Below are 26,563 nucleotides of genomic sequence, written 5' to 3' on the forward strand. Positions count from 1 at the left end.
AATTGGTCAAATCCACTATTAATCATTACTCATTAATCATTCGTAATTAATAAAAAGCTATGGCTTATTCAGATAAAGTAATTGACCATTACAGCAACCCGCGCAACGTGGGTACGCTGGACAAAGCAAAAAACAACGTTGGTACTGGTTTAGTAGGTGCCCCTGAGTGTGGTGACGTAATGCGTCTTCAGATTGAGGTAGATGAGAACCAGGTTATTACAGACGCCAAGTTCAAAACCTTCGGTTGTGGTTCTGCTATCGCTTCTTCTTCTTTGGCTACTGAGTGGTTGAAGGGCAAGAGCGTAGATGAGGCCCTGGCCATTGACAACATGGAGATTGTGGAAGAATTGGCCTTACCGCCAGTAAAAATTCACTGCTCTGTTTTGGCTGAGGATGCTATCAAAGCGGCTATCAATGACTACCGCGTTAAAAACGGTATGGAGCCACTAGAAGTAGCTAAGTCTCATCATTAATCAACCCAAGACGCACCGCATGGATGTTTCCACTAACGCGCACGTAGAAAGTGCCCGTATACAGAAGCAGATAGAAGACCATTTGGGCCTGGACAGCAGCCAGCTGTTGTTTGACTTCAGGCCCATGGAAGACCGGATGCGTTTGGACTTGATTACCGTAAACCCGCGCCACCACCAGTCGTTTCTGTTGCACACAGTAACCGGCTATGACCGCGTGGACGCCTTACGGAAGATGTTGGACTATGTGCGTCAGTCACGTGACCAGGAGAGTTCTTTCACTATCCAGTGGATGGCCCGGGGTGAGCGCGAGCTCAACACCTCGTACTTTAGAGCCTCTAACATGTATGACGCCTTAGATAAACTGTACTATGGCCGGGACATGAATACCATCACGGTGTTTAGTGTGGTCTTGAACCCGGTCTCTTAGAAAAAGAAAGGAGGATACGCGTATGATTACCGTTTCTGATAAAGCAAAAGAGAAAGTAGAAAAGCTGAAGAAGGATTCTAACATAGATGACAGCTTCAGGTTACGCGCTTCGGTGGCCGGCGGCGGATGCTCCGGTCTGTCCTACAAGCTTGACTTTGACGACGAAGTGAAGCCCATGGACCAGGAGTTTGAAGACAAAGGCGTGAAGGTGGTAGTAGACATGAAAAGCTTCCTCTACCTGGCAGGCACTGAGTTGGATTTCTCTGACGGCCTTAACGGCAAAGGCTTCTACTTCAACAACCCCAACGCCAGCCGTACCTGCGGCTGCGGCGACAGTTTCTCTGTGTAAGCAACGTATTTAGTATAACAGAAAAGCCACCCATTGAGGTGGCTTTTCTGTTATATGGCCGACTCCTCGTTTTAGACCCGTTTTCCAGAAAACAAGCCAAAAACGGTTTTGTATATGCTCTTCTATTTTACTGCTTGTTGAGTAATTTAACTGTTGCGCCATTTTACTTCCTTTGCGAAGCAAAACCCACCTTCACTCCTATCCTTCTGCGCCATGACCAGAGAAGACCTGCTTGCCACCCAGACCAGAATTGCCCCTTACATCCACCGCACGCCGGTGCTTACGTCCAGACTGTTAGACGAGCAAGCGGGCGCTATTTTTTTCTTTAAGTGCGAGAACTTCCAACGGATGGGAGCCTTTAAGATGCGCGGGGCGGTAAATGCCATTTTGCAGCTGTCTGACGCCCAGAAGGCCAAAGGCGTGGTGACGCACTCTTCGGGGAACTTCGCGCAGGCCTTGGCCCTGGCAGCGCAGAGCATCGGTGTGAAGGCCTACATTGTCATGCCTGAGAATGCCCCGCAGGTAAAGAAAGACGCCGTAGTGGGGTATGGAGGCACTATCATTGAGTGCGCCTCTACGCCCGCTGCCCGCGAGGAAATGGCGGCGCAGGTAGAAAAAGAAACCGGCGCCTATTTCATCCATCCGTCCAATGACCTGGAGGTGATTCTGGGACAGGGCACCGCGGCCTTGGAGCTATTGGAAGACTATCCGGATTTGGATTTCATCTTCTCGCCCGTGGGCGGCGGCGGGTTGATTGGCGGCACGGCTTTGGCGGCACATTATTTTGGTCAGGATTGCGAAGTAGTGGGCGGCGAACCGTTCGGGGCAGATGATGCCTATCGGTCGTTACAAAGCGGCCAGATTGAATCCAATGAAACCACCAGCACTATCGCTGATGGACTCAGAACCCAATTGGGCGACATCAACTTCCCCATCATCCAAAAGCACGTGGAGAAGATAATACGCGTGGAGGAAGAAGAGATTATTGCCGCCATGCGCCTGGTCTGGGAACGCCTGAAAATTGTGATAGAACCTTCCAGCGCCGTGGCCTTCGCTGCTTTGTTAAAGAACAAGCAAGACTATGCAGGTAAGAAGGTAGGCATCCTGCTCTCCGGTGGAAATGTGGACTTGACCAAGCTCCCGTTTTAGCCTTGTTTTCCGGGAATCAGGCCGAAAACCCTTGGCGCCTTTGCAGCCGAAAAGCCTTGGTGGTTTCCTGGAAGACAGCAGTTGAGCAATAGGCCTTTAGCAGCATCTTGGAAAAAGAAGGATATCTTACTCTCCTGCTTCCCGTATCTTTAGGATTAAGCTTTTCATCTGCACACCTAACCTTATAAAAATGCTTGCTACCAAAGGATATGCCGCTTTTGACCCCAACTCGCCGTTGGCGCCTTTTAATTTCCAGCGTCGGGATGTAGGTCCGCATGACGTCTTATTAGAAATTCAATTTTGTGGCGTGTGCCACTCAGATTTACATACCGCCAAAGGCGAATGGGCCGGCACCAATTTCCCCGTAGTGCCGGGTCATGAGATTGTGGGCCGCATACTAAAAGTGGGAAACCACGTCCAGAATTTCAAGGAAGGTGATTTGGCCGGCGTGGGCTGTATGGTGGATTCCTGCCAGTCCTGCCCCAGCTGCTCAGACGGGTATGAGCAGTACTGTGAGAACGGGTTTACGGGTACCTACAACAGCCCCGAAAAAGGCATGGACACCCCCACCTATGGCGGTTACTCCAACCAGATTGTGGTTTCAGAGAAATTCGTCCTGAAGATTAGAGAGGACCAGGACCTGGCCCGCGTGGCGCCATTGCTGTGCGCCGGCATCACTACCTTCTCGCCGTTGAGACACTGGAAAGTGGGCCAAGGCCATAAAGTAGGCGTGGTAGGTTTGGGTGGTTTGGGCCACATGGCCGTGAAACTGGCGGCCTCTATGGGTGCTGAGGTGACCGTGCTAAGTACTTCGCCTAGCAAAGAAGCCGATGCTCAGTCTCTGGGCGCCCACAAGTTTGTGGTGACCAAAGACGAGAACGCCCTGAGAGAAGTGCGCGGGTATTTTGACTTCATCATCAACACGGTTTCTGCCAAAGTGAGTCTGGATATGTATGCCGGTTTGTTGAGACGCGACGGGACTATGATTCTGTTAGGCGTTCCACCAGAGGCGCCAGAACTGCACGCGGGCACCTTGATTTTTGGGCGCCGCAGCATCGCCGGTTCATTGATTGGCGGCATCGCCGAAACCCAGGAAATGCTGGACTACTGCGCTGAGCACAACATCTTGTCAGACATTGAGGTGATAAGCATGTCGCAGATTAACACTGCTTATGACCGCATGCTGGCCGGCGATGTGAAATACCGCTTCGTGATTGACATGTCTACTCTGGAGAACGGACATTCTTAATCCAAACTGATATGCATGAAAAGAGCCAGTTCCCTGTAGGGGAGCTGGCTCTTTTCATTTTTGGCCTAATTTCCAACAAACAGGCTAAAAACAAGTGTAACCTTAGGAGGACAGGCGCTTGAATAGCATTTCGCTTTTAATGCTGAAGCAACTGATTATCTTTAAAGCTCATTTCTGCTGCCATGCCCCTTTTAGAAACCGAACGCCTGACCCTTAATTACCTCACGCAAGAGGATGCACTGTTTATCCTGGAGTTGTTGAATGACCCGGCCTGTATCCAGTTTATTGGGGAAAGAAACGTGAAGACTCTAGACCAGGCCCGTTTTTACCTGGAGAATGGCCCCATTACAAATTACCGTGAACTTGGGTTTGGCATGTACCTAGTCAAGCTAAAAGCAGATGGAACGCCTATTGGCACCTGTGGCTTGCTAAGGCGCGAGGCCCTGCCTTTCCCAGATATTGGCTATGCCTTCTTACCAGCCTACAGAGGAAACGGCTATGCCCTGGAAGCGGCCCAAGCCACCCTTAAATACGGACAAGACATGCTAGGCATGACCACTCTATTAGCTTATACCACGCCAAACAATGAGAAGTCTGGAAAGCTGTTAGAGAAACTAGGTCTGCGCTACCAAAGGCTGTTCCAATGGCCAGAAACCGGCGAAGAACTCAAGCTGTACTCCAACCAGACAGACATTAAGTTGTAAAAGGAAAAGCCGCTGCAGTATTTCTGCAGCGGCTTTTCCTTTTACTTTATTTACCCTTAAGAAGCTTATCGCTTAACTTCTACCGGGTGGTCTTCTAGCTGGGCGTAATGGAGTTTCCAGGCGCCTTTGTCGTTCTTTTTCCAGACTAACATGTAGTTACCCTCGCCTTGGCCTCTTGGCAGTTCGCGGCTTTCTGGGATTACGTCTACCGTGAAGGTACCGCCCTCAAAGGCAACGGTCTCATCGGCGCCAGAGCTAATAGCAAAGGTCTTCAGGTTTTCAATGGTACCCATGGTCTCACGCACCCATTTCTGAGAAACTTCGGCCTTGCCGTTAAAATGCACTTCGCCTTGTACAAAGTGGGCGTCTTCTGCCAACAGAGTGTCTAACTGGCTGGAGTTTTTGCTGTTCCAGGCGCCAATGAATTGTTGGCTAAGCGTAGACACGTTGAAGGGTTCTTTCTTTTCATCCATCTTGGAGCAAGAAGAGAATCCTACCAGAAGGACCATCAGGAACATTAACGTATTAGATTTCATAGAATCTTAGTTTTAGTGATTGTTATGACTCATACTCCCTTTGAATATTAGGAGTTTCAAATATTTTTGAGATTTGGCAATAAAAAAGCCCAAGCGCAGGGCTCGGGCTTTTTTATTGAAGCACTCCTGCTTACCAGCTCTTTCTTCTGTACTCTGTGTTAGAGTAAGGTTTAGAGTAGTCGCCGTAATCCTCGTTTGGCAAGAAAGCCATGTTATCCATGCTCATGATCTGTGGTTGACCAGCAGTATAGCCAGTGTAGGCCATAGTAGCGGCTGGGGCAGCAACGGCAGCTTTAGTGGCTGTAGATTTTTTGCTAGACCCAGAAGATCTGTTAGATGAGCTATATGCGTAGGCTCTGTTGGCGGCAACGGTTCTGTTGAACTCGGCTACACGCTCAGCCTCTCTTTTCTTTTGTTTGTTGTCAATGATCTTACCAACACCGTAACCAATGGCGGCTCCACCAACACCACCTACTACACCACCAACGGCGCGGTTTCTTTTGTTAATGATGGCACCAGCGGCAGCTCCACCAACACCGCCAATGACAGCGCCTTTAGCTTGTGGGCTCCATTTTTTTCTTTCTTGTGCTTGAACAGAACCGCTTAACACTAAAGCTATCATCAGCACCAGGCTTAACATTACACTTACCTTTTTCATAACAGTTTCTTTTATAGTGGGAGAAGTTTTTTTACTCTGTTTGGCTGGTAATACTCAAGTTCCGTGCCAAGTTTTTCAGAGTGTTACAAAATCGTTTATTTCGTTCTGACAGTCTTTATTCAAGTTCCGTGCCAAAAATCATAAAGTACTTTGGCCAACTGCCTCTGGGCTTATACTGCTTCTTTCTCCATTTAGATACTTTTCTGTAGTGTATTCTGCGCTTAGAGTCTTTCATCAAAAGTTTTTAAACATTACCCATCATACCTCAGTCAACTGATATACAAACGGTTACAGACTGATATCCTATAATAGAATTATCTTCAAACTATATATTAAATAATATATTCTAGTACCTTAGAAGGCGCAATTTTGTAGGGAGTATTCTGCTTTCAAGTACGCTCCTTTCACAAAATTTACCTTAGCACTTACTTTCTATCCTTATGGAAAACTCTAATAAATACGCCCTGTTCGGGAAGATGGCGGCCCAAGCTGGCCAGCGCGAAGAACTTCTAAGCATCCTGCTGCAAGCCGCCCAACTGGTCTCCACGGCCCAAGGGTGCCACCAATACCTGGTTTACAAAGACACGCAAAACGAGGACTGGATCTATATAAGCGAGATTTGGGACTCAGAGGAAGACCACGACAACTCCCTGCACATTGCCGGGTGCCGGGAACTCATCACGCAGGCCATGCCCTTGCTGGCGGGCAAACCCGAAAAAATTGAACTGACCCTGGTAGGCGGCAAACGGTAAAACCTTATCCTGATCTTAAGTATCACCTATAGCACTAAGCACTTCTATGAAATTGAAAAACCTGTGCCTCTTGTTGGCCCTACTACTGTTTTTGGCCTGTTCTGGCAAAAAGAGCCTAAAAACGGATGATGATGCCCAACTCAATCAACTGGCCGCGCAGTACGTGCGCCTGGGCTTAACCATTGGCCAGTATGACCCCGACTTTGTAGACGCCTACTACGGCCCAGACTCGTTAAAGCCTACCACACACAAGCTTCCTGCCTTCCCCAAAGATTCTCTCCTGGCCCAGGTAAATAGCCTGCTCACGCAGTTCAAAGCCTTTGACACCCCAGAGGCTGAGCCAGAAGCCAGAACCCGCGCCCAATGGATTTCCCAACAATTAGTAGCCTTTGGAAGGCGCATTAGAATCGTCTCAGGTGAAACCGGCACCTTTGACGAAGAATCCAAAGAGCTGTTTGGCGTAGAGGCCCCGCATTTCCCGGAAGGCACGTTCCCTAAGATTGTCAAGCAGCTGGACAACCTGTTGCCAGGCGCAGGCCCTGTGCAGGAGCGCTACCAAAAGCTGGCCAGCCAGTTCAACATCCCCAAAGCCAAACTGGACACCGTCTTTAAAACCGCCGTGGCTGAGGCCCGCCGCCGCACGCTTCAGCATTTTAAATTGCCAGCCCAAGAGTCCTTTGTAATTGAGTATGTCACCAACAAGCCCTGGTCTGGTTATAATTGGTACAAGGGCAATCTGAAGAGTATTATCCAGGTGAATACAGACTTGCCTAAGAGCATTAATGACGCTATTCTGTTGGCCTGCCATGAAGGCTATCCCGGTCACCACGTCTACAATGCCCTACTGGAAAAAAACCTGTACCAAGACAAAGGCCGCTTGGAAATCTCCTTGTACCCGCTGTTCAGCCCGCAGTCGTTCATTGCCGAGGGCAGCGCCAACTACGGCGTGAGCGTGGCCTTTCCGGCGGCAGAGCACCAGCGGTACGCGCGTGAGGTCCTGCTGCCTTTGGCCGGACTGGACACTACCCACCTCAGCCTGTATTACAAAGCCAGCGCGCTCATGGGCAAACTCAACTACGTGCGCAATGACGTGGGCCGCAAACTACTGGCCGGCACCATCTCAGATGCCCAGGCCGCTAAGCAGTTGGTAGAAGAAGGCTTGTATGAAAAAGCGAGCGCCGCCAAATCTGTGGACTTCATCAAGAAATACCGCAGCTACGTCATCAACTACAACTACGGCCAGGACCTGGTCAAGCAGTACATTGAAGCCCAAGGCGGCACCGCCTCGGCCACCGACAAACGCTGGCAGCTGTTCGGGGAACTCCTGAGCAACCAGGTCACGCCTTCTCAGCTGCTTCAACAAAAGAAATAGCCACCACTACTAACCTTAACCAAAATACCCTTTATGGACATGTCCACTCCTTTCCAAAACTTGAACTGGCTGGCTGTAACCGTAGCTGCCCTCTCTACATTCTTAATTGGCGGACTCTGGTACTCTCCGTTGCTGTTTGCCAACCCCTGGATGCGCGCCAACAAGTTTGACCCGCAGAACATGGGCAGCCCTAACATGGCGCTCATCTTCGGGTTGGCCTTTGTGCTGTCTTTTTTCATGGCCTTGAACCTGGCCTTGTTTATTGGTGCCGGTGACATGGCCTTTGGCGCGATGGCAGGATTTATGGCGGGCTTCGGATGGGTGGCTTTAGCTATGGGTGTAATTTCTTTGTTTGAAAGGCGACCAATCTCTTACGTTCTCATCAATGGCGGTTACATGACCGTTGCCTTCACTGTGATGGGGGCCATTCTAGGCGCCTGGAAATAAGAAGGCTACTCATAGGTAGCGTTTTTAGCCTGTTTTATGGATTTGAGGCTAAAAACAGATTTCAAAAAGCAGGACTACTAACCTACAAATAAGCACCCTATGAAAAAGTTTGAACAAACTTTGAAAGATTTTGAAAACAAAATGATAAAATTAAACCCTCCGGCTAAACCGTGGCTAATCAAAACGGCCTTAATTATGGTATCTGGCATTTTCATTTATATGGCCGGCAAAAGCGTAGGGGAGTTTCTGTACTATATCACTCATTAGTAGCATACCACATCTAGAAAACGCCAGCTTCATACAATAAGCTGGCGTTTCCATTTTCAGGTTGTTTTCATAGAATTAGGATAAAAAAGAAAAACTCTTCCTCCTAACATTTTAATACTTGTTAACTTTAAAAGAAAAAGTGAGACTTAGATTCATACTTCCTTTACTTCTAATTTCAGTTGTTTCTTTAGGTCAAAAAGCAAGTTCCATTGCGGTACCTGGCACAAAGGTGAGCTTAATTCCTCCAAATGGTTTTATCCAAGCAGTAAACTTTAGTGGGTTTCAAAATGAAGAGATTGGCGCTTCTATAATAGTTATAGAGTTTCCTGTTTCTACTCGAGAGATACTTAACTCCTTTACTCCCGAAGTTTTAGCTAAACAAGGAATGAAATTTTCTAAGAAAGAAGAAATCCAACATCAAAATGCTCCAGCCCTTCTACTTTATGTAACACAGGAAGTTTATGGGAAGACTTATCAGAAACAAGTTCTTGTGTTTGGGGATTCTACAAAATCAGTAATGGTCAACGGGTTGTATCCAATAGACTATCCTTCTATAGGTAGTGAAATTCACAAATCACTTTTGTCTTCCTCATTAAATAAAAATCAAAATGAAAACTTTGAAGAAGCGGCTAAATTTAGAATTGATACAAAGGGTACGGATTTCAAAGTTGCTTCTTTTTTAGCAGGCGGTTTAACCTATACAAAAGATGGCAAATTACCTACCTCATCTCCAGACGATGCCTCTATAATGATTATTAACTCGTTTGGTAAAAACATAATTGGGGATAAGAAGGAGTATAGTATCAAAAAACTTAAATCATTACCAGAACATACCACAGTCCATACTGATAAAATCTCCCCTGTCACTATTGATGGAATGGAAGGGTATGAAATAATAACAGACAGAATTGATAAAAGCAGTAAAAAAGAAATCATTTACTTTGTAATGCTTTTTGAAGGCACAGGAGAGTATTACATCATACATGCGTCAGCAATAGATAATTACAAATTAAACTTAGATGATTTTAAGAAAATAGCTAAGACCTTTAAGCTTAAATTATAGATTTTAATCAATATTATTTAGAAAGTCCAGCATTCACTTCGAGGCTGGACTTTCCATTTTCAGCCTGTTTTGGCCAAACTACGCCAAAAACAAAAATCACCTTCCGCGGGCATTCCAAAACCTGTTATCTTTACTAACTCGCTTAGTTTCCAATCCCGTGAAGATAACTTCTGTTCGTTTCCTCAACCTCAACTCCTTGCAGGGAGAGCACCTTATTCGGTTTGACGAGGCTCCTTTGAGTGAAAGTGGGCTCTTTGCCATTACCGGGCCTACGGGTGCGGGCAAGACCACCATTTTGGACGCCATCACAGTGGCGCTCTACGGCGAGGTGCCCCGCCACAACTCGGGAAAGCCTATCAGGGAAATCATGACGCGCCACACCGGGGAGTGCAAGTCTGAAGTGGAGTTCATTGCCCACAACAAACAGTACCGCTCCACCTGGTCCCTGCGCCGTAGCCGTGGAAAAGCCACCGGCGAATTCCAGAGTGTGCACATGGAACTGTGCCTGGTGGAGGACGGTGAACCCTTCGACTTGAAACCCAGCGAGGTGCCCAAGCGCGTAGCCGACATCATCGGGCTGGACTTTCAGCAGTTCCTACGCTCCGTGATGCTCTCCCAAGGGGATTTCACCCGTTTCCTGAAGGCCAGCGAAAGCGAACGCAGCGAACTCCTGGAGAAACTCACCGACACGCGCATCTACTCCCAGATTTCCATGGCCGCATATGAAAAGGCGAAGACCGAGAAGCAAAAACTGCAGGACATTGAGATGCGCCTGCAACTAGACCAACTGCTTCCAGAAGAATCCCGCGAAGCCCTCACCCAGGAAGTAGCCAACTTGAAAGCCGCCGCGCAACTGGCGCACCAACATGCCCAACACCATCTGCAGGAAAAAGCCTGGCTAGAGAACTTGCAAAAATTGCAAGGCAAAGAAACCCAGTTCACAGCACAGTTGGCTACCGCGCAAGCCCAGCAAGAGGCTTGGATGCCGCAACAACAAAAGCTGCAAAAGCATGAGCAGACCCAGCCCTTCCAGCGGGATTTAGCTCGGTACGCAGAGATTAGCAGCCAGGGAGAACAGATTACTGCCGCGGTTAAACTCCTGCAAGAACAGATGCCTGCACAGGAGCAAAACGTGGCTTCGCAGATTATTGCTGCAGAGGCGGCCCGTACGACGCATGCGAAAGCCCAGCAACTATTGTCAGAAGCTGAACCGCGTCTGGACAAGGTATTGCAACAAGATTCGCTACTGGCCGCGCAACAAGCCCAGCTCACCAAAGACGAAGTTTCAAGCGCTCATCTGCAACAGCAGGTACAGGCTCTATCTAAACAAATAAACGCGCAGCAAGAAGAGCTTAAAACGCTCACCGTCCAGGAGCAAAACGTGTCCCAATGGCTTGCCCAGCATAGGCAGGATGAAGAATTGAGCGAGAGTTTGTCAGAGGTTCGGGCGGAGGCCAAGAGCCTGCGCGACGTGCGTACCCAGCAAGCCAAATACCAGAAGGAACACGCTGATTTCAGCCTGATTTCTGAAAACGAGGCCAAAAACGAAGCCCAGTTCAAAAACCAGTTACAGCAGGTTGAGCTCCAGCTAAAGGAACAGCAAGCTCAATTGGCGCAGGTACAAGATCAGGCCCACACGGTCTTGCAAGGCCAGAAACCCGAAGCGCTGGAACAACTCTGCCAGCGCCTGCCCACTGTGTGCAGCCAACTGGAAAAGCAACTGGACCTGAGCAAGAGTTATCTGCAGCAGGAAACCCGCAGGCAGGAGCTGCAGGCAGCTTTGGCGCAGACCACCCAAGACCTGCACCAGCAGCGCACGGCGCTGGCCCACACCAAAACCGAGCGCGACCAGGCCCAGGACAAGTTGAAAGATGTACAGCAGATTCTGGATTTGCAGCGGCAGATTCAGCAATATGAAGACGCCCGCGCCCAACTGCAGCCAGAGCAACCGTGTCCGCTCTGTGGTTCTACTCACCATCCTTTAGTAGAAGAACACCAGCCGCATACACTAAACCAAGCCGAGCAAAACCTGCAAACCCAGCAACAGCGCCTGCAGCAACTGGACCAGCAGGAGCGCCAATTGGCCGCGGCCGTGCACCGTCTGGAAATTGCCGAACAGCATACCCAGGAGCAGCTCACGACGCAAGAAACCCAGACCAAAGCCCTTCAAACACAGTTTTCAGAATTGAATTCATTGCTGGATCTTGTGCATGAGATTGCCGGATCTGAGGTCATTGAACAGCTCTGGAGTTCCCGCAAAACCGAATTGCAAAGCGCCACTGCTACCTTAGAAAACTTGCGCGGCCTAAGAACCCAGCTGGAGAAGGCAAAGCAAGCAGAACAGCAATTGCTTTCTGAGCAGCAGCGTTTTCGGCATGAAATTGAGAAAACAGCCCAAAACCGTGCGCACGCCCAAACCCGCCTAGAACAATTGCAAGGAGAGCTATCAGACTGCGCTGAACAGGAAAAGGTGATTTCTGATACCATCAAAGGGTTCTTCGGGACGTATGGCCTCTCCTACTCCGGTACCAACGGCGCCGAGTTATTGGCCCTACTGGAAGCCCGTCGGCAAGCGTTTGAGCAGCAAAAACAGCAATTGCCAGAAATCCGCGAGAAGTTGGTACAAGCGCAAGCAACGGTAGAAAACGGCATAGCCACCCTACAAGAAAAAACCACTGAAGCCCAAAATAAAGCAGAACAGCTTCAAGCGTCTAAGGATAGGTTAAATGACCTGCGCACCCAGCGGTATGCTCTTTTACCCGAAGGCCAGGAACCTCAGGCAGAAAAACAGCGCCTGCAACAAAATGTGCAACAGGCGGCTCAGGCCTTGCAGACTTCAGAAACAGCGTTGCAACAGGCACAAGAGCACCTGAACCTATTGACGCATCAATTAGCTGCCAAGCAAAAGGACCAAACCACCAACCAGGAAGCCTTAGCGCAGTTGGAAGGCCAGTTACTAAACAAGATTCAGCCGCTGGGATTTGCGTCCTTGGCAGAGATTCAAGCACTGGTATTACCCGATGAGGAAGCTACTACCCTACGGGCGCAACAGGAGCAATTGCGCAAAACCTTAACCGAGGTACAACACAGCCTGCAGCAGGTACAGCAAGAATACACAACAGAAAAAGAGCGCCACCTCACAGAACTTACCCTGGAGGAAATAGCGCCGCTGGTCCAGGCCCTGGAAGAGGAGAAAAACCAAACCTTGGCCAACATTGCCCGCCTGGAGATGCAGTTGCAGCAAGACACCGACTTGCGCGCCAAGCACCAGTCGCTCACCCAGCAACTAGAAGTGCAGAAAGGCGAAGCGAATCGCTGGGACAAGCTGGCGCGCCTCATAGGATCAGCGGACGGCAAGAAATTTAGCAAATACGCGCAAAGCCTCACCCTTGCCCGACTGGTGGAACTGGGCAACCGCCACCTGCTGCGATTGAACGACCGGTACCGCATCCTTAAAAGCCAGGACAATGAACTGGAGCTGCAGATAGTAGACACGTATCAAGGAGACGCCGTTCGTTCCGTCAATTCCTTGTCGGGGGGAGAGAGTTTCCTTGTGAGCTTGGCCCTGGCGCTGGGCTTGTCAGACTTGGCCAGCCACAAAGCCCAGATTCATTCATTGTTTATTGACGAAGGCTTCGGGACGCTAGACGCAGAGACCCTGGACATTGCTATGGACGCCTTGGAGAGCCTGCAGGCCAGCGGCAAGATGATCGGTATCATTTCGCACGTAGAAGCCTTGAAAGAGCGCATCAGCACGCAGATTGTGGTAGAAAAGCACGCCGGAGGCAGAAGCCAAATAAAGGTAGTGAACGCGGGAGTATTGGTTTAGCATTGAGCTGGCAAGGTGGAGGCAACGGTATGAATGAAATACCTAACAGCGCACCGTCTTCCGTTTTTGGCCTATTTTTCCCATTCCAGCCACTTTCTGAATGTAGCCCACAGCCTCTGGCACTTTGCAAGCGGTATCGCCCATAGAGACGTGTACCTCGCCTATGGCCTGCGCCACTTCTTGGGCCTTCTCATGCAAAGGCACTACGTAGCAGCCAACCGCAATCACAAAATTATTCATGGTATAGCGCACGCGGTTAGGCGAGGCGTGGATGGAGGTTTTCACCCGCTCTAGCAACTGCTCCAGAAGGGCTAGGTTTAATTGATCATCTGGTTGCAGGGCCACGTAACTGCCCAGGGTACTCCAGCCGGCGCTGGCAATAAGCGCTTGGTCAGAGTCAATCCAGGATACGCCCATTTCTAAGCCATGACCGCTTTCGGCGGCCACCCAGGGAACGGTGTACTCACTGAGCATGGACCAGTTGGCTTGTTCTGCCCAGACCTGTAAATCTGTCGGGCTCATCTGTTTAGGGTCGGCCATGAGGCCGGCTAGGTACATGGCATCAGAATTCCCGGTGGCGTAGACTTCCAGGGCCAGGGCGTGGTTTTGCTTGGTCTGCTTCAGGACTTTTTTCAGGTCCTGCACTTTGACGCCATACATGTTCTCTGGTCCGCCGTGGCGCAGCAAGGTCTTCTTGGTTTGCTCACTGCCCAGAGCCGCCAATTGCTCTAAAACTGATTCTACCGTCATGGTCACTTGAATAAGGAATACAGCGGTAAAGCTAGCAAAATTGAAGTATCCGCAATTTCATCCTTACCTCTTTTTTTGGCTTGTTTTCCGGAAATCAGGTCAAAAACGTCAGTGCTTCTCCCCATGCTGGGAAAGGTCTAAGCCCATCCGCTCCTCCTCTTCAGACACCCGCAATCGGGAGATGACATCCGTGACTTTCAAGAGCACAAAAGACCCTGCAAACGCGAAGGCCGAAACTCCTACCATGGCGCCCAACTGAATCAGGAACAACTTGGTTTCGCCGTAGAAAAGTCCGTTGCCTGTGGTATTGGCGCTGTTCACGTTCTGGTGCGCAAAGACGCCCGTTAGCAGCATGCCCACCATGCCGCCTACGCCGTGGCAGGGGAACACATCCAAGGTGTCATCTATGTTTGTTTTGGAGCGCCAATCCACCAACTGGTTACTGATGATGGCGGCAATGACGCCAATGGCCACGGAATGCGGCATGGTCACAAACCCGGCGGCCGGTGTGATGGCCACCAAGCCCACTACCGCCCCAATGCAGGTGCCCATGGCAGAAGGTTTCCGGCCCTTAACGGCGTCAAAGAAGATCCAGGCCAGCGCCGCCGCCGCCGATCCCGCCATGGTGGTAGCCAGGGCCGTAACGGCCAAAGCATTGGCGCCTAATGCTGAACCCGCATTAAACCCAAACCAGCCAAACCAAAGCAAACCCGTGCCTAGCAAGACAAACGTCACCATGGCTGGCGAGTGGCTGGGTTCGTGTCGACGCTTGAGGTAAATGGCAGAAGCTAGCGCTGCCCACCCCGCCGACATATGCACTACCGTCCCACCGGCAAAATCCAACACACCCAATTGGAACAGAATCCCTTGCGGGTGCCAAGTGGCATGCGCCAGCGGCGCGTAGATGAACACAAAAAAAAGCAGGATGAAAATGGTGTAAGACGTGAACCTGATGCGCTCGGCAAAGGCTCCCGTGATGAGCGCGGGCGTGATGATGGCAAACTTGAGCTGGAACATGGCAAACAAGGCCAGCGGAATGGTAGGTGCCAGCTCCCAAGGCGCGCCGTCCAAGACATTGCGCATCATAAAGAAGGTGGCAGGGTTTCCGATGACGCCACCCACAGAATCTCCGAAAGCCAGGCTAAAGCCAACCACTACCCAAACCACCGTGAGCAGGGCCATGCAGATAAAACTCTGCAGCATGGTGGAGATCACATTCTTGCGGTTAACCATCCCGCTATAAAAAAAGGCCAGCCCTGGGGTCATGATTAATACCAAAGCCGTGGCTGTCAGCATCCAGGCGGTGTCTGCCGCATTTATCTGGCTTAGAGTAGTTGGCTTTGGCAGCGCAGGGAAAACAAACGTTCCCACCACTACCGCAAGCAACATAAAGAAAGGAATTTTGGAGAGCTTAGAAACCATGCAAACAAACGACTAATACATTATCAAACACACAACATAAAGTCAATATATTTAATAATTCATCATTTATGTAGTTTGTATTTCACCGATAACTCAACGTATATCTAATTTCATTGCTAACTTTTCATTTATTATTTTCATTCTAATCAAAAACCCTTTTCGGCTGATATCTTATTTGTGATTTTGATTACAGAAACTCTTTTAAATGAGAAAGAATGAAATTTTGGGCAATCAGCTTTTCTTCAAAATATTTTATGGTATTTGCCTAAAACCTGAGTCCGTTTAAAAGAAATACGCTTAGAAATACCGGTTTGGGGTTATCCTCGTAAAAGATAAGTTAGTATCCTTTTTTCAGTTGAGTCTACACATGAAACCTTACTTCCGCTTCCCTCCTGCGCTGCTGTCATTCCTCTGGATTCTATTGCTGTTGGGTTGCCAGCAGACCGCTGAGAAAAAAGAAGAAGTCATTGCCGTCTCCCCCACTGGTTATCACCGCGTAATTGCTATTAAAGACGGCGACACCATTGAATTACTGAAAGATGGCCAGCCCTTGCGGGTGCGGTTGTACGGGATTGACGCCCCAGAGAAAAACCAGGACTTTGGTACCCGCGCGCGGCAGTTCATCTCTGAGCTTTGCTTCGGGAAGGATGTGCGGTTAGAGGTAAAAGACATTGACCGCTACGGCCGCACGGTGGGCATCATCTACCTGCCAGACGGTAGAAACCTCAATTATGAAATGGTGAAGAACGGGTTTGCCTGGCATTACAAAGCCTATTCCAAAGACCCAGAGCTAGGCAGGCTGGAAGAAGAAGCGCGCCTGGACAAACGAGGTTTATGGGACTGGCCATCGCCGTTGGCGCCTTGGGAGTTCAGGAACAACAGGAAAGCGCAGTCGGCTGCTAACAAACAACAGAAAGAAGTCCATTCCAATGACGTGGAACGCTCTGCCAGCGCAGGTGCTGCCGTTTACCTATGTGAAAGCAAAGGCGCCACCACCTACCATTTAGACCGAGGCTGCCGCGCCCTTGTCACCTGCAAAAGCAAGATCATCAGAACCACCTATGAAGTTGCCGGCAACAGAAACCGCAAAGCTTGTCGCATCTGCGCTATTTAATTGCCGATTGTTGATGGATGTTTCCTTTCTGAGATAATTCTAAGCAATCAGCAATTGACGATCAGCCATTCTTTTAATGTTTTGAGTTAAGCGTGATGATGACCACGGCCGTTACCAGTAGCGCAGTGGCCGCCAAGGTTTGCAAAGTGATTTCTTCATTGGCCAGCGCCCAACCCAGAAAAACTGCAATGACCGGGTTTACATATGCATAGGTAGAGACCTGGGCAGGCGGGGCTACCCGGGTAAGCCAGCTGTACGCCGTAAAGGCAATCAAAGACCCAAACACCACCAAATACCCAAACGCCAACCAGGACTGTTGGCTTACTGCAGACCACTGGGTAGTCTGCCATTCACCGGCCACGGTGCCTGCCAATAAGAGCAAGGCACCTCCGCACAGCATTTGCATGCCTGTGGTTAACACCTGAGAGCTAGGCAAAGGCGCCGAATTGGAATACAAGGACCCCAAGGCCCAGGCACCCGCCGCAATGAAAATGACAAGAGATGGCCAGAGCTCAATGCTTCCGGCGGCTTCCCAAGGATTGACCAACACCAGCATTCCTACAATGCCAATGAGCATCCCTAAGAGAACAATCTTATTGGGCTTGGTTTTTTCTTTGCCTGCCCATTGCAAGGCCACTATCCATAAAGGCTCAGTGGTCACCAGAAGTGCGGCAATGCCAGAGGCCACGTATTGTTCCGCCCAAACCACGGCGCCATTTCCCACTAGAAGCAGCAAGCCGCCAATAATGAAAGTGCTTCGCCAATGGATTTTAGAGGGCGCCTGCGCGCCTTTGAACCTGGCAAACGTGTAAAGCAAGGCACCCGCCAGCAGAAACCGAAGACCGGCCATCAAAAACGGTGGCAACGTTTCTATGGCGAAGACAATAGCCAGATAGGTAGAACCCCATATAATGTAAATCGCGGCAAAAGCCGCGATTTTAAGCCAGCTGGCAGGCGTTTCTGCCGCAGCCGTTGTGTGATGTGACATGAATATGATTAAGCGTCAGCGTGTAAAACCAGAAGTGGCAATTTAGTTTGGTAGGTCATCTTTTCCGCCAAACTGGTGCTAAAAATATTCTTGAAAAAGCTTCTGCGTTTCTTTAAGATGGCCAGCATGTTGCTGTTGGTGGTGCTCAGGTAGTTTTTAAGGCCTTCGTCCTCATGCTTATGGACAATCTCTGTGAAATGGACGGGATAATTGTCTAGCTCCGTTTTAAGGCCTTCCATAAACGCCCTGCCCTTCTGAGAGGACGCCTCATTGGCCTCTTCACTGACGTGCACCACCTCTACCTCAGCCTGAAACAAGGAGGCCACGGAGATGACTTGGCGTAGAGCCTTGCCGTCTTCGGGTTGGTAGTCTGAAGCATATACAATGCGGTGGATATCTGGGAAACTGGCATTGGCCGGAATGGCCAGCACCGGGCATTTTACCTGGCTCATCACGCTTTCTGTGTTGCTGCCAATCAGGATTTCTTCCAGGGTATTACCGCCGCCAGTGGTGCCCATCACTACAAAGTCATAGTTCTCTTCTTTGGTCAACCGCTCAATGGCATCTGCCAGAAACGCCTCCTGCACCCTAAAATCAATTTGCATGGCGCCGGCATTGGGCATGGTCTGCAAATGCAGGGCCAAGGAATGCAGCTTGTCAGCGGCATGCCGGCGCTGCTCATCCAGCATTTGGCTGGCAACCATAGCCGTTTCTGTAGTGTCTAGCATGGGCAGGTGCAACACATGCAGCAGCGTAAGCGAAGATTGGGTACGCTGGGCAATCTGCACGGCGTATTCGGCGGCTTTGGTAGAAGGCTTGGAGAAGTCTACCGGACAAAGAATCTTTTTCATAGCGTATAGGGCGTGGTACAAGTCAAACAAAAGCTGTTAGCTTCTTCAGGAGAACGGCAAAACAGGGTTTATGTTAATAGTTTGTGACAGAGATTACTCTTTGGTGGCATGGTCATGCACCACTTCGTCTAACCAGCGCTCGGCGTCCTGGGTGTTGTCAAAGATGTTCAACGGGTAGTGGGATAAACCAGAGATCTGCGTGAGGCGCATTTCCACCTCCTCTTTGCTGAAAACCTCAGCGGCCTGAAAAATACCGGCTTTGACCATGGCCTGCTGTAATTTTACCGTGAGCGCTTCCAGGTTATGCGAAATGGTTTCTACTTTGCTCAAGTCTGCCAGAAACGTAAATCCTTCTGCTACATGCCCCAAGGCTCCCAGCCAGTCTCTGTAAAAGTCGGGGACCTGGTGTGGGTTACTAAGGGTTGCCTTGGCCGTGAAATAAATCCTGTTTATCTCTGGAGCAACTCGTAACTCATAGAAGGGCGTGGTGGCAACAATAAGCATATGTCAGATGTTTTTTGTGCAGGCACTGCCTTCGGGCCAAGCGAACCGAAGCGGAGTCATTCCTTTTGTTCAATTTAAATATACAGGAAAATACAAGCACTATACTACTCAACTCTTTTATTCTTTTGTACTTACAAAAGAACATCAGGTTGCAACGGCCTAAGGCAATACGTGCCTTTCACTATTTCCTGCAAGACGTTTACGGCCACCAATCCTTCCCATTCCTGACATAGAAGTACAGAACGAGAGCATCACCCATTAAAAAAAATCAATTTCTAAAGTTGAAGGTAAACAGGACCTGGCCAAGAAATACTACACGGTAAAAAGTCGTTTTTGGGCTGTTTCCCAGAAAATAGGCCAAAAAAGGATGTGCTACCTTTTCCGGTTGCCTTTGCCCCGGCGGTTGGTGATTTTGTCTAGGCGTTTGTTTTTCACCCAGGATAAGTATTTCTGCAAACCCTCTGAGGCGCGCAAGGCGTGAACGTTGTTGTACAGCACGGCCAGTTCTTTGTTGGTATAGGTAAGATGGATGGTGCTATGGCAGGGTTGGCACAGCGGGACGGTGGGTCCGTGCTTGCCGCCTTCTTCTCTGGGAATAAGGTGGTGCAAGGTGGTAAACCCTACTTCTCGCTCGCAAAGCCCGCAAACCGGGTCGGCGCTCTCCAGGTATTTTTTATTTCGTTTTGCCACTTGTCACACGTTAAGGCAATTATAAACCAAACGCTTTTCCCAAAAACGATAAGGCGCGGGTCTGGTTTTTAGGTTACCTTCGCCTTAAAGGCCCTTCTTTTCTTAACCAGATGAGATGGCCTGCGTACCTTGTTTCGGTTACCGGTGGTAACCATTTTTTATTGACCTATGTTGCAAAATTCTTCTACTGCCGCTGCTGTTCCGCTGCGCGAAAGTTGGTTGCTCTTCATCTTGGCGGCCATCCAGTTCACGCACATCATGGACTTTGTGATTATGATGCCGCTGGGCCCGCAACTCATGCGCGTGTTCCAGATTAGCCCCCGCGAGTTTGGGTTTCTGGTGTCTGCCTATACGTTCAGTGCGGCCATCTCTGGTTTCTTGAGCGCCTTTTTCATTGACCGCTTTGACCGCAAATACGCTCTGCTTGCCTTGTACTTAGGGTTTACGCTGGGCACGCTGGCCTGCGCCCTGGCGCCTACCTTTGGTTTCTTATTGGTTGCCAGAGTCCTGGCAGGTGCGTTTGGCGGGGTATTGGGCGCGTTGGTCCTATCTATCATTGGAGACTCCATCCCAGAGGAACGGCGCGGCGCCGCCACCGGCAAGGTGATGGCCGCCTTCTCCATTGCCTCTATTGGTGGTATTCCCATTGGTTTGTACCTGGCCAGCCACGCCAGTTGGCACGCCCCTTTTTACTTGTTAACCGGATTATGTGTATTGGTGCTGTTTATGGCCTGGCGGATGCTGCCCAATATGCGCGAGCATTTGGTGCACCATTTTCCGCAGCACCCAGGCAAGGTGATCATGACCATTTTCACGAGCGCCAACTGCCTGTGGGCCTTTGCCTTGATGGTGACCTTGTCTTTGGCGGGCTTTACAGTGGTGCCGTTCCTTAGTCCGTACATGGTGGCCAATGTGGGTTTTGAGGAAGCCGAACTCAGCTACATCTACCTGTTTGGTGGCTTGGCCACCGTGGTGACTTCCCAACTGGCCGGTAAACTGGCTGACCGATTTGGCAAAAAGCGGGTCTTTATGATAGCCGCCCTATTCTCTGTGATCCCTATTTTAATTGTGACCAACCTGCCGCAGGTACCGCACTGGCAGGCGTTTGTGATGACCACCCTGTTTTTCATTGTGTTTGGGGCGAGGTTTGTGCCGGCCATGTCCTTGATTACCTCTAGTGTGGAGCCTAGATTGCGCGGCAGCTTTATGAGCGTGAACTCTTCGGTGCAGCAGTTGGCCTCAGGCTTGGCTGCCTTTCTAGCTGGCTTGATCATCACCAACGCGCCGGGCCAGGACGACCTCATCGGGTTTTGGAAAGTAGGCTTGATTGCTACCTTCTTCACCATTGTCTCTATGTGGGTGGTTACCAAACTGAAAAAGGTAAGTTAAGTCCGTTTTTTGCCTCATTTCCAGAAAACAGCCTAAAAACGAAGCCGCCCGATATTTAGCATCGGGCGGCTTCGTTTTAATATAAATACCTATTGCTGCGTCTGGAAGCCTTCAATCCAGGGAATCAAGTCCCTGATCATGGGCTCCAAACTACTAAAATGCGTGCCGCCTTTGATGGGCACAAACTTCACATTGGTAGCCCCCGCTGCTTTCATGGCCTCATAGGTCACGGTAGAATTTACATACGGCACCATGTTGTCTGCCGTGCCGTGGTACAAGCGCGTAGGACTCTTGGGCACGAAGTACTTGAGGCTGTTCTTTTTTAAGGCGGCTTTCAATGCTTGCTCCCCATCGCCTTTAAGTGCGGCCAAAAACGCGGGGTTGAATAACTTGGCTGGGTCTGTGGCCAGGGCCGGATTGATAGAACTGCTGCTTCTGGTGCCGTTCAATAACTCTTGCAGACGGCTGGCATAGGGCTGCTGGAAGAAGTCGGTTAGGGGCCGGTTCCAGTCATAGGTCACGTTATAGGCGTGCAGGATAAAGGCCAGGTTGGCCGGGTATTGATACGCCTCCCCCGAAATCACGCGCGCCAGCATTCCTTCCAAATCATAGCCCCCGGCTCCAGCTCCTGAGGCCGTCACGGTCAAACCATGGCTTGGGTTTTCCTCTATCTCTTTTTGAGCCGCCAAGGTCACGTACCCGCCCTCAGAATAACCCGCAAGAAACAGATCCTCAGAGGCTTTAATGTTGTTTTTCTTGAAGAAGGACTTACCGGCCTTGATCATGTCCACTACTGCCAACCCAGAGTGCTTGACATCATAGTAAGGGTGGAAAATTTGCTTGGACACCATGTAGCCCAGATAATCTGGCACCACCGTCAGGTAGCCCGCCGCCGCAAAGACCTCAAAACCCGTCAGGGAGTTCAAGGAGAAGTTGCTGGGGGCGTACTGCTGGTCAAAGGTGGTGCCGTGGTGTGCGCTCAAAATAGGCGCCGCCGAGGTAATTTTCAAAGGCACCGTCACCAGTCCTGAGGCTTTCACTTCGTGCCCTTTATAGGTAGTTAAATAGGTGAGGCGGTACACGTCTACGTCATACTTCACCAAGGCGGCCAGTTCGGTTTGCCCGTTGGAAAGCGCTATTTGTTTGAGGCCTTCGGCGGTGACGGTGGTGAGTTTCTCAGAAGAGACCAGCAGCTCCTTTTCTGGGATGGTTGGTGCAGGCGCCTCTGGCATGTCTGGCTCTTTGCAGGAGGCCGTGAACCCAAAAAACGAGGCAGCCAACCAAATGGTATATATAGACTTAAGGATCATAAAAGCATGTGTTTTCGTCTTGTGTAGAAGGTTTTTGCCTGGGTGATAGTTCCTTTCCACAAGACCCGTTTTTAGCCTACTTTACAGGAATCAGGCCAAAAACGGAGACCAAAAAATCACGCCCGTCAAAGCTAAAACGAAACGCAAACCGTATAGAGGAAAGTAAAAACAGAGAAGGAAGCATATGGCCAAGAAATCATTCAGTGAACTCATCAACAGCCCCGGCATGCCCGTATTGGTAGACTTCTACGCCGATTGGTGCGGCCCCTGCAAAACCATGGCGCCCATCCTGCAACAAGTGGCCCAGCAATACCAAGGCAAGATCAAGGTAATCAAGATTGACGTGGACAAAAACCAAGCCGTGGCCCAACAATACCGCGTCCAAGGCATCCCTACGCTCATACTATTCCACCAAGGTAAATCCCTCTGGCGTCAATCAGGCGTCGTGCCCGCCCCACAACTAAGCCAAATTGTTCAACAGCATCTGCCGTAAAACAGTGAGCGGTTCTCAGTAAAAAGAAGGGAATAGGGGGCAAACTTTTCTTAGCTCAGATCCTTACAGAGTCTGCGCACGCTGCGAGACCTTAAAAGAATCTTAGCGCCCTAGTCATCCCCCTACCCCCTTCAAAGGGGGACGGAATGCGCAGGTCGAGGCTAGCGCTTCAGGGCAGTTGCAGATTGCCTCCATCATGGGCCCAAGTCGCAGACTTGAACCATGGCCACGGGACGGCAGATCAAGCAAACCGTGCGCAGCTCGCATGGCTCTGCAGCGACAGTACCCGAATTTGCCTACAAGCAACAAACCCACTATCAGGCCATTACAGAACTGGAACCAGAACCAGTCCTGACCCTAAGCGCCTCTGTTGTTTCGTTGCCGAAGGCAGGGCCCCACAGGCCCAGAGTACAACAGCAGTGCGAAGGGACAGGACGAGGCCCCGCGGCCGTGAGCGCTTAGCGGAAGAAATGAAACAAGGAAGTGAGTGCGCACCAGAGTAAGCGGCAACTACAAAGGAATATCCAACTGCGTTCACAATTTAGCTAAGGACCTCTTCCTCGGTAAATCCTTCAGCTTGGCTCAGGATGACCAATCACACTGCAAAACCAAAGAGGAAAGCAACTGTATTCCTAGATGAGAATCACCAATAAAGGCTAATTAACATACAATGGTTAAAGCCATCATCAACCCTACTCCCTCCCCTTTTCCACCAACAACGGCAGCGTCAAAAAGAAAGTAGTGTGGGGATGCGGCTTCGACGTGAAATGCAAATTCCCCCCGTGCTGGCGCACCATCTGCCGGGACAAACTTAAGCCAATGCCAGACCCTTGCGGCTTGGTGGTGTAAAACGGAATAAAGACATTATCCTGCGCTTCAGGGGCAATGCCCACGCCATTGTCCACGACTTCCACGCGCACCAAATGCTCGGCCTTTGGGTCTTTCACGGCCCGAAGCAAGATGCGCGGGTCTTCCACGTGGCTGCAGGAGTCCATGGCGTTCTTGAGAAGGTTGAGTAGCACCTGTTCCAACTGTTCCGCATCGGCGTTCAGCCATAATACTTCCTCTGGTAACTGCATCAAGAATTGAATCTTCTGGGATTTCATCTGGGCTTCTACCAAGCGGGACACGTGGTCGCATAAGGCCTGGATGTTCAAAGGCGCCCGGCGCGGCGGCGGTACGCGGGTGAGACGGCGGTAATTCTCCACGAAGTGCTGCATGCCCCGGGTCCGTTTCTCAATGGTGCGCAGCCCCAGTTGCAGGTCCTCCATGGTGTCCTCGTCTAGATGGCCCGCCTGTGCAATAGGCGTCAACTCTGACTGCACCAAATCACTGATGGACGAGGTGAGCGAGATGATGGGCGTCACCGAGTTCATGATCTCATGCGTGAGCACGCTAATCAATTTCTTCCAGGCGTCCAGTTCCTGGGCCTCCATCTCTGACCGAATATTCTGGAACGACATGATCCGGATCTCCTGGTCCTGCAAACGCAAACTGGAGACTTGCACGGTGAGCAAGACTTCTTCGGTGAGTTGTTTGAGCTTGATGAGTTTTCCTTCTTGAGTGGGTTCTCCAAACGCTACTTCAGTGAGATTGGGATAGAGTTTGGTGGCTGCATTTAGGTTCTGCAGAAAAGGCAAATCTAGCAGACGGTGGGCCGCTTTGTTCATAAGCTGCACCTGGCCCGTTTTGTCAAAGGTGATCAGACCAATGCGCAGGTGCTCCACCACGCCTTGCAGGTACTGGTGGTGGACTTCCTTCTCGGCTTTTATCTGCCTGAAGGACTCTGTGATCTCATTGAACATGCGGTGCAGCTCGCGGTACTGGGGCGGGGCACCTTCCACGGCAAACCGCAAGGTGTAATCAGAGTGTTTGATGGCCAAAAGAAACTTGAGCATGTCCTGGTGGGTGCGCTTAACGTAGTGGATCAACTCAATGACCATGGCCACAGACACGCCCAGCAGGCAGCACATGGTAATGTACCAAGCGTACTGCACCCCAATGTAGGCCGCCAAAAACAAGGTAAAGGCCAAGCCAATGACCCGCAGCAACACCCGTACGTTGAATGGATTAAAGGCCATGCTTCTCTATTCTCCGGTACAGGGCCGTACGGGTGATGCCCAGTTCTTTGGAAGCGTGCGTGATGTTACCGTTGTTTTTAAGGAGGGCTTGTTGCACCAGCGTTTTCTCTACGTTACCCAGCGTCTGGTCTTTGCTAAGAGACACTTCCTCTTTTTCTGAAGAATCTTCTGACAAGTAGATGTCTGATGGCTGCAAACTACCGGTTTCGCACATGATCATGGCGCGTTCCATGGTATGCTCCAATTCACGTATGTTGCCGGGCCAGCTATAGTCCATGAGTTTGTGCAGCACCGCTTTGGAAAGATGCACCTCTGGTTTTTGGTACTTTTTGGCGAAAACAGCCAAAAAACGCTCGGCCAAGGGCTGAATGTCCTCTTTGCGCTCCCGCAACGGCGGCAGCTGAATCTCTACGGTATTGATGCGGTACAGCAAATCCTGCCTGAACCGGCCCTGCTTCACCATCTCATACAGGGGCATGTTGGTGGCCGAGATTAGCCGCACGTTCACCGCCTTGGGTTTGTTAGAACCTACTGGCGTCACCACGCGGTTCTGCAAGGCGGTTAGCAGTTTGGCCTGCAAGGGCAGGGAAACGTTGCCTATCTCGTCTAGAAACAAGGTCCCCCCAGAGGCCACTTCAAACCTACCAATGCGGTCTTCCTTGGCATCTGTGAACGCGCCTTTGACGTGGCCAAACAGCTCACTTTCAAACAGGGTCTCGGTGACGGCGCCCAAATCCACTGCAATAAATACTTCTTTGGCTCTTTTGGACAGGCGGTGCAACAGGCGCGCGGCCACTTCTTTCCCGGTACCGTTCTCGCCCAGGATCAAGACGTTGGCGTCTGTGGCGGCCACTTTCTCCAGGGTCTGGTAGACCTTCTGCATGGCCGGAGAGTTACCAATCAGCTCCACGCCTACTTGGTTCATAGCCTCATTGAGGTGCTGCTGTTTGCTGCGCAGATGGGCTACCTCAGAGGTAGATTGGCTTAGTTTGCAGGCGGCGGTTAAGGTGGCCAGCAGTTTTTCATTGTGCCAGGGCTTGACCACAAAATCTGAAGCGCCTAGTTTTAAGGCCTGTACGGCCAAATCTATGTCTCCGTAGGCGGTCATCATGACCACAATAGCCTGTGGGTCAACTTCCAGAATTCGTTGAAGCAGGTCCAAGCCTTCGCGGCTAGAGGTGGCACCGGCCGTATAGTTCATGTCTAGCAGGATGACATCAAAGGACTCTTTCTTCAACAGTTCTGGTAAGCGCTCTGGGTGGATTTCTGTGCGCACCAGCGAAAAGTGCTGCTTAAGAAAGATGCGGCCGGCCGTGAGGATGTCTTCCTGGTCATCCACTATCAATATGCGGCAGTTGGTTTTACTCATACAAAAGGCAAAAAGGTCACTCAGGGGAATTCAGGACAAAGAAGATGCCATACGCGCGCGCAAGGCTTAAGAACAGGGTTACTGACTGTTGTTCAATTGTTTACAAAACCCAATTTAGCGCTAGAGCCATACTTTATGTACGGTATCAGACAAATAAATGTACGGTTCCGGACAGTTAATCGCAATAATGCCCAGCTGCGTATGTAGATAGCTCTTGAAACCAGGCATTTACAAAGTTGGCATTTAGTTTGGGATAACCTTTGGCAGAACTTACTCCTATGCCATCGTTACAAACCCTTTTAGACCAACCCTTGGCTCTAATTATTG

At 50.3% G+C, this 26,563-nt stretch carries 26 protein-coding genes; 15 read left to right on the top strand and 11 right to left on the bottom strand.

The window, feature by feature from the left end; genetic code table 11:
• Nucleotides 1-59: 59 nt before the first annotated feature.
• The 6 genes from iscU (at nucleotide 60) to TH61_RS00780 (ending at nucleotide 4,351) form a co-directional block, all read left to right on the top strand.
• On the top strand, nucleotides 60-473 hold the full coding sequence (gene iscU, locus TH61_RS00755) for a Fe-S cluster assembly scaffold IscU (RefSeq protein WP_066504592.1): 414 nt from the start codon (nucleotides 60-62) through the stop codon (nucleotides 471-473).
• A 19-nt stretch (nucleotides 474-492) separates the two neighbouring features.
• A complete protein-coding gene (locus tag TH61_RS00760) occupies nucleotides 493-900 on the top strand; it encodes a hypothetical protein (protein WP_066504594.1) in 408 nt (135 codons plus the stop codon).
• A 22-nt stretch (nucleotides 901-922) separates the two neighbouring features.
• On the top strand, nucleotides 923-1,249 hold the full coding sequence (locus TH61_RS00765) for an iron-sulfur cluster assembly accessory protein (RefSeq protein ID WP_066504595.1): 327 nt from the start codon (nucleotides 923-925) through the stop codon (nucleotides 1,247-1,249).
• Nucleotides 1,250-1,462: 213 nt separating this feature from the next.
• On the top strand, nucleotides 1,463-2,398 hold the full coding sequence (locus tag TH61_RS00770; protein ID WP_066504598.1) for a pyridoxal-phosphate dependent enzyme: 936 nt from the start codon (nucleotides 1,463-1,465) through the stop codon (nucleotides 2,396-2,398).
• Nucleotides 2,399-2,588: 190 nt separating this feature from the next.
• Nucleotides 2,589-3,647: an NAD(P)-dependent alcohol dehydrogenase gene (locus tag TH61_RS00775; protein WP_066504601.1), complete on the top strand. Its 1,059-nt coding sequence runs from the start codon at nucleotides 2,589-2,591 to the stop codon at nucleotides 3,645-3,647.
• A 182-nt stretch (nucleotides 3,648-3,829) separates the two neighbouring features.
• Complete coding sequence (locus TH61_RS00780) at nucleotides 3,830-4,351, top strand: GNAT family N-acetyltransferase (RefSeq protein ID WP_066504604.1); 522 nt, start codon at nucleotides 3,830-3,832, stop codon at nucleotides 4,349-4,351.
• Between the two features lie 65 nt (nucleotides 4,352-4,416).
• On the opposite strand, the gene TH61_RS00785 is transcribed toward TH61_RS00780, so the two are convergent.
• Both TH61_RS00785 and TH61_RS00790 read right to left on the bottom strand, forming a co-directional pair.
• Entirely contained in the window at nucleotides 4,417-4,887 is a 471-nt protein-coding gene (locus tag TH61_RS00785) for a DUF4440 domain-containing protein (protein WP_066504606.1), read from the bottom strand.
• Nucleotides 4,888-5,017: 130 nt separating this feature from the next.
• A complete protein-coding gene (locus TH61_RS00790; RefSeq protein WP_066504609.1) occupies nucleotides 5,018-5,545 on the bottom strand; it encodes a hypothetical protein in 528 nt (175 codons plus the stop codon).
• Nucleotides 5,546-5,985: 440 nt separating this feature from the next.
• Between TH61_RS00790 and TH61_RS00795 the strand changes: the two genes are divergently transcribed.
• The 5 genes from TH61_RS00795 (at nucleotide 5,986) to TH61_RS00815 (ending at nucleotide 13,275) form a co-directional block, all read left to right on the top strand.
• Nucleotides 5,986-6,297 (top strand): putative quinol monooxygenase, encoded by a 312-nt coding sequence (locus TH61_RS00795; RefSeq protein ID WP_066504611.1) that lies wholly within the window; start codon nucleotides 5,986-5,988, stop codon nucleotides 6,295-6,297.
• A 46-nt stretch (nucleotides 6,298-6,343) separates the two neighbouring features.
• The gene (locus TH61_RS00800; RefSeq protein ID WP_071887744.1) at nucleotides 6,344-7,669 is read left to right on the top strand and encodes a hypothetical protein; all 1,326 of its coding nucleotides are present in this window, start codon (nucleotides 6,344-6,346) and stop codon (nucleotides 7,667-7,669) included.
• A gap of 39 nt (nucleotides 7,670-7,708) precedes the next feature.
• The gene (locus TH61_RS00805) at nucleotides 7,709-8,116 is read left to right on the top strand and encodes a DUF1761 domain-containing protein (protein WP_231862271.1); all 408 of its coding nucleotides are present in this window, start codon (nucleotides 7,709-7,711) and stop codon (nucleotides 8,114-8,116) included.
• A gap of 385 nt (nucleotides 8,117-8,501) precedes the next feature.
• Nucleotides 8,502-9,446, top strand: coding sequence for a hypothetical protein (locus TH61_RS00810; protein ID WP_066504615.1), 945 nt, complete (start codon nucleotides 8,502-8,504; stop codon nucleotides 9,444-9,446).
• 157 nt (nucleotides 9,447-9,603) lie between these two features.
• A complete protein-coding gene (locus TH61_RS00815) occupies nucleotides 9,604-13,275 on the top strand; it encodes an AAA family ATPase (protein WP_071887745.1) in 3,672 nt (1,223 codons plus the stop codon).
• 42 nt (nucleotides 13,276-13,317) lie between these two features.
• Here the strand turns inward: TH61_RS00815 and TH61_RS00820 are convergent, their stop codons facing one another.
• Together TH61_RS00820 and TH61_RS00825 are read right to left on the bottom strand one after the other, a co-directional pair.
• Nucleotides 13,318-14,025 carry a DNA alkylation repair protein gene (locus TH61_RS00820; RefSeq protein WP_066504620.1) on the bottom strand — a complete coding sequence of 236 codons (708 nt, stop codon included), beginning with the start codon at nucleotides 14,023-14,025 and terminating at the stop codon, nucleotides 13,318-13,320.
• A 108-nt stretch (nucleotides 14,026-14,133) separates the two neighbouring features.
• The gene (locus TH61_RS00825; protein ID WP_231862272.1) at nucleotides 14,134-15,414 is read right to left on the bottom strand and encodes an ammonium transporter; all 1,281 of its coding nucleotides are present in this window, start codon (nucleotides 15,412-15,414) and stop codon (nucleotides 14,134-14,136) included.
• A gap of 400 nt (nucleotides 15,415-15,814) precedes the next feature.
• Between TH61_RS00825 and TH61_RS00830 the strand changes: the two genes are divergently transcribed.
• A complete protein-coding gene (locus tag TH61_RS00830) occupies nucleotides 15,815-16,561 on the top strand; it encodes a thermonuclease family protein (protein WP_066504626.1) in 747 nt (248 codons plus the stop codon).
• Nucleotides 16,562-16,634: 73 nt separating this feature from the next.
• Here TH61_RS00830 and TH61_RS00835 read toward each other — a convergent pair whose 3' ends face one another.
• The 4 genes from TH61_RS00835 to TH61_RS00850 form a co-directional block, all read right to left on the bottom strand.
• On the bottom strand, nucleotides 16,635-17,549 hold the full coding sequence (locus TH61_RS00835) for an EamA family transporter (protein WP_066504628.1): 915 nt from the start codon (nucleotides 17,547-17,549) through the stop codon (nucleotides 16,635-16,637).
• A gap of 8 nt (nucleotides 17,550-17,557) precedes the next feature.
• Nucleotides 17,558-18,400 carry a universal stress protein gene (locus TH61_RS00840; RefSeq protein WP_066504630.1) on the bottom strand — a complete coding sequence of 281 codons (843 nt, stop codon included), beginning with the start codon at nucleotides 18,398-18,400 and terminating at the stop codon, nucleotides 17,558-17,560.
• Nucleotides 18,401-18,493: 93 nt separating this feature from the next.
• On the bottom strand, nucleotides 18,494-18,904 hold the full coding sequence (locus TH61_RS00845; protein ID WP_066504633.1) for a hypothetical protein: 411 nt from the start codon (nucleotides 18,902-18,904) through the stop codon (nucleotides 18,494-18,496).
• Nucleotides 18,905-19,276: 372 nt separating this feature from the next.
• The gene (locus TH61_RS00850) at nucleotides 19,277-19,594 is read right to left on the bottom strand and encodes an HNH endonuclease (protein ID WP_066504636.1); all 318 of its coding nucleotides are present in this window, start codon (nucleotides 19,592-19,594) and stop codon (nucleotides 19,277-19,279) included.
• Nucleotides 19,595-19,762: 168 nt separating this feature from the next.
• Between TH61_RS00850 and TH61_RS00855 the strand changes: the two genes are divergently transcribed.
• Nucleotides 19,763-20,983, top strand: coding sequence for an MFS transporter (locus TH61_RS00855; protein ID WP_071887746.1), 1,221 nt, complete (start codon nucleotides 19,763-19,765; stop codon nucleotides 20,981-20,983).
• A gap of 89 nt (nucleotides 20,984-21,072) precedes the next feature.
• Here the strand turns inward: TH61_RS00855 and TH61_RS00860 are convergent, their stop codons facing one another.
• Nucleotides 21,073-22,293 carry a lipase family protein gene (locus TH61_RS00860; RefSeq protein WP_066504639.1) on the bottom strand — a complete coding sequence of 407 codons (1,221 nt, stop codon included), beginning with the start codon at nucleotides 22,291-22,293 and terminating at the stop codon, nucleotides 21,073-21,075.
• Between the two features lie 184 nt (nucleotides 22,294-22,477).
• On the opposite strand from TH61_RS00860, the gene trxA reads away from it, so the two are divergent.
• The gene (gene trxA / locus TH61_RS00865) at nucleotides 22,478-22,786 is read left to right on the top strand and encodes a thioredoxin (RefSeq protein ID WP_066504642.1); all 309 of its coding nucleotides are present in this window, start codon (nucleotides 22,478-22,480) and stop codon (nucleotides 22,784-22,786) included.
• Nucleotides 22,787-23,008: 222 nt separating this feature from the next.
• Nucleotides 23,009-23,248, top strand: coding sequence for a hypothetical protein (locus TH61_RS18060; protein WP_157600468.1), 240 nt, complete (start codon nucleotides 23,009-23,011; stop codon nucleotides 23,246-23,248).
• A gap of 230 nt (nucleotides 23,249-23,478) precedes the next feature.
• Here the strand turns inward: TH61_RS18060 and TH61_RS00870 are convergent, their stop codons facing one another.
• Entirely contained in the window at nucleotides 23,479-24,867 is a 1,389-nt protein-coding gene (locus TH61_RS00870) for a PAS domain-containing sensor histidine kinase (protein ID WP_066504643.1), read from the bottom strand.
• Nucleotides 24,857-26,236, bottom strand: a complete 1,380-nt coding sequence (locus tag TH61_RS00875; protein WP_066504650.1) for a sigma-54 dependent transcriptional regulator — start codon at nucleotides 26,234-26,236, stop codon at nucleotides 24,857-24,859. The genes TH61_RS00870 and TH61_RS00875 overlap by 11 nt, the downstream gene beginning before the upstream one ends.
• Nucleotides 26,237-26,563: the final 327 nt, after the last annotated feature.

The sequence above is a fragment of the Rufibacter sp. DG15C genome, assembly GCF_001577755.1.
Classification (GTDB): domain Bacteria; phylum Bacteroidota; class Bacteroidia; order Cytophagales; family Hymenobacteraceae; genus Nibribacter.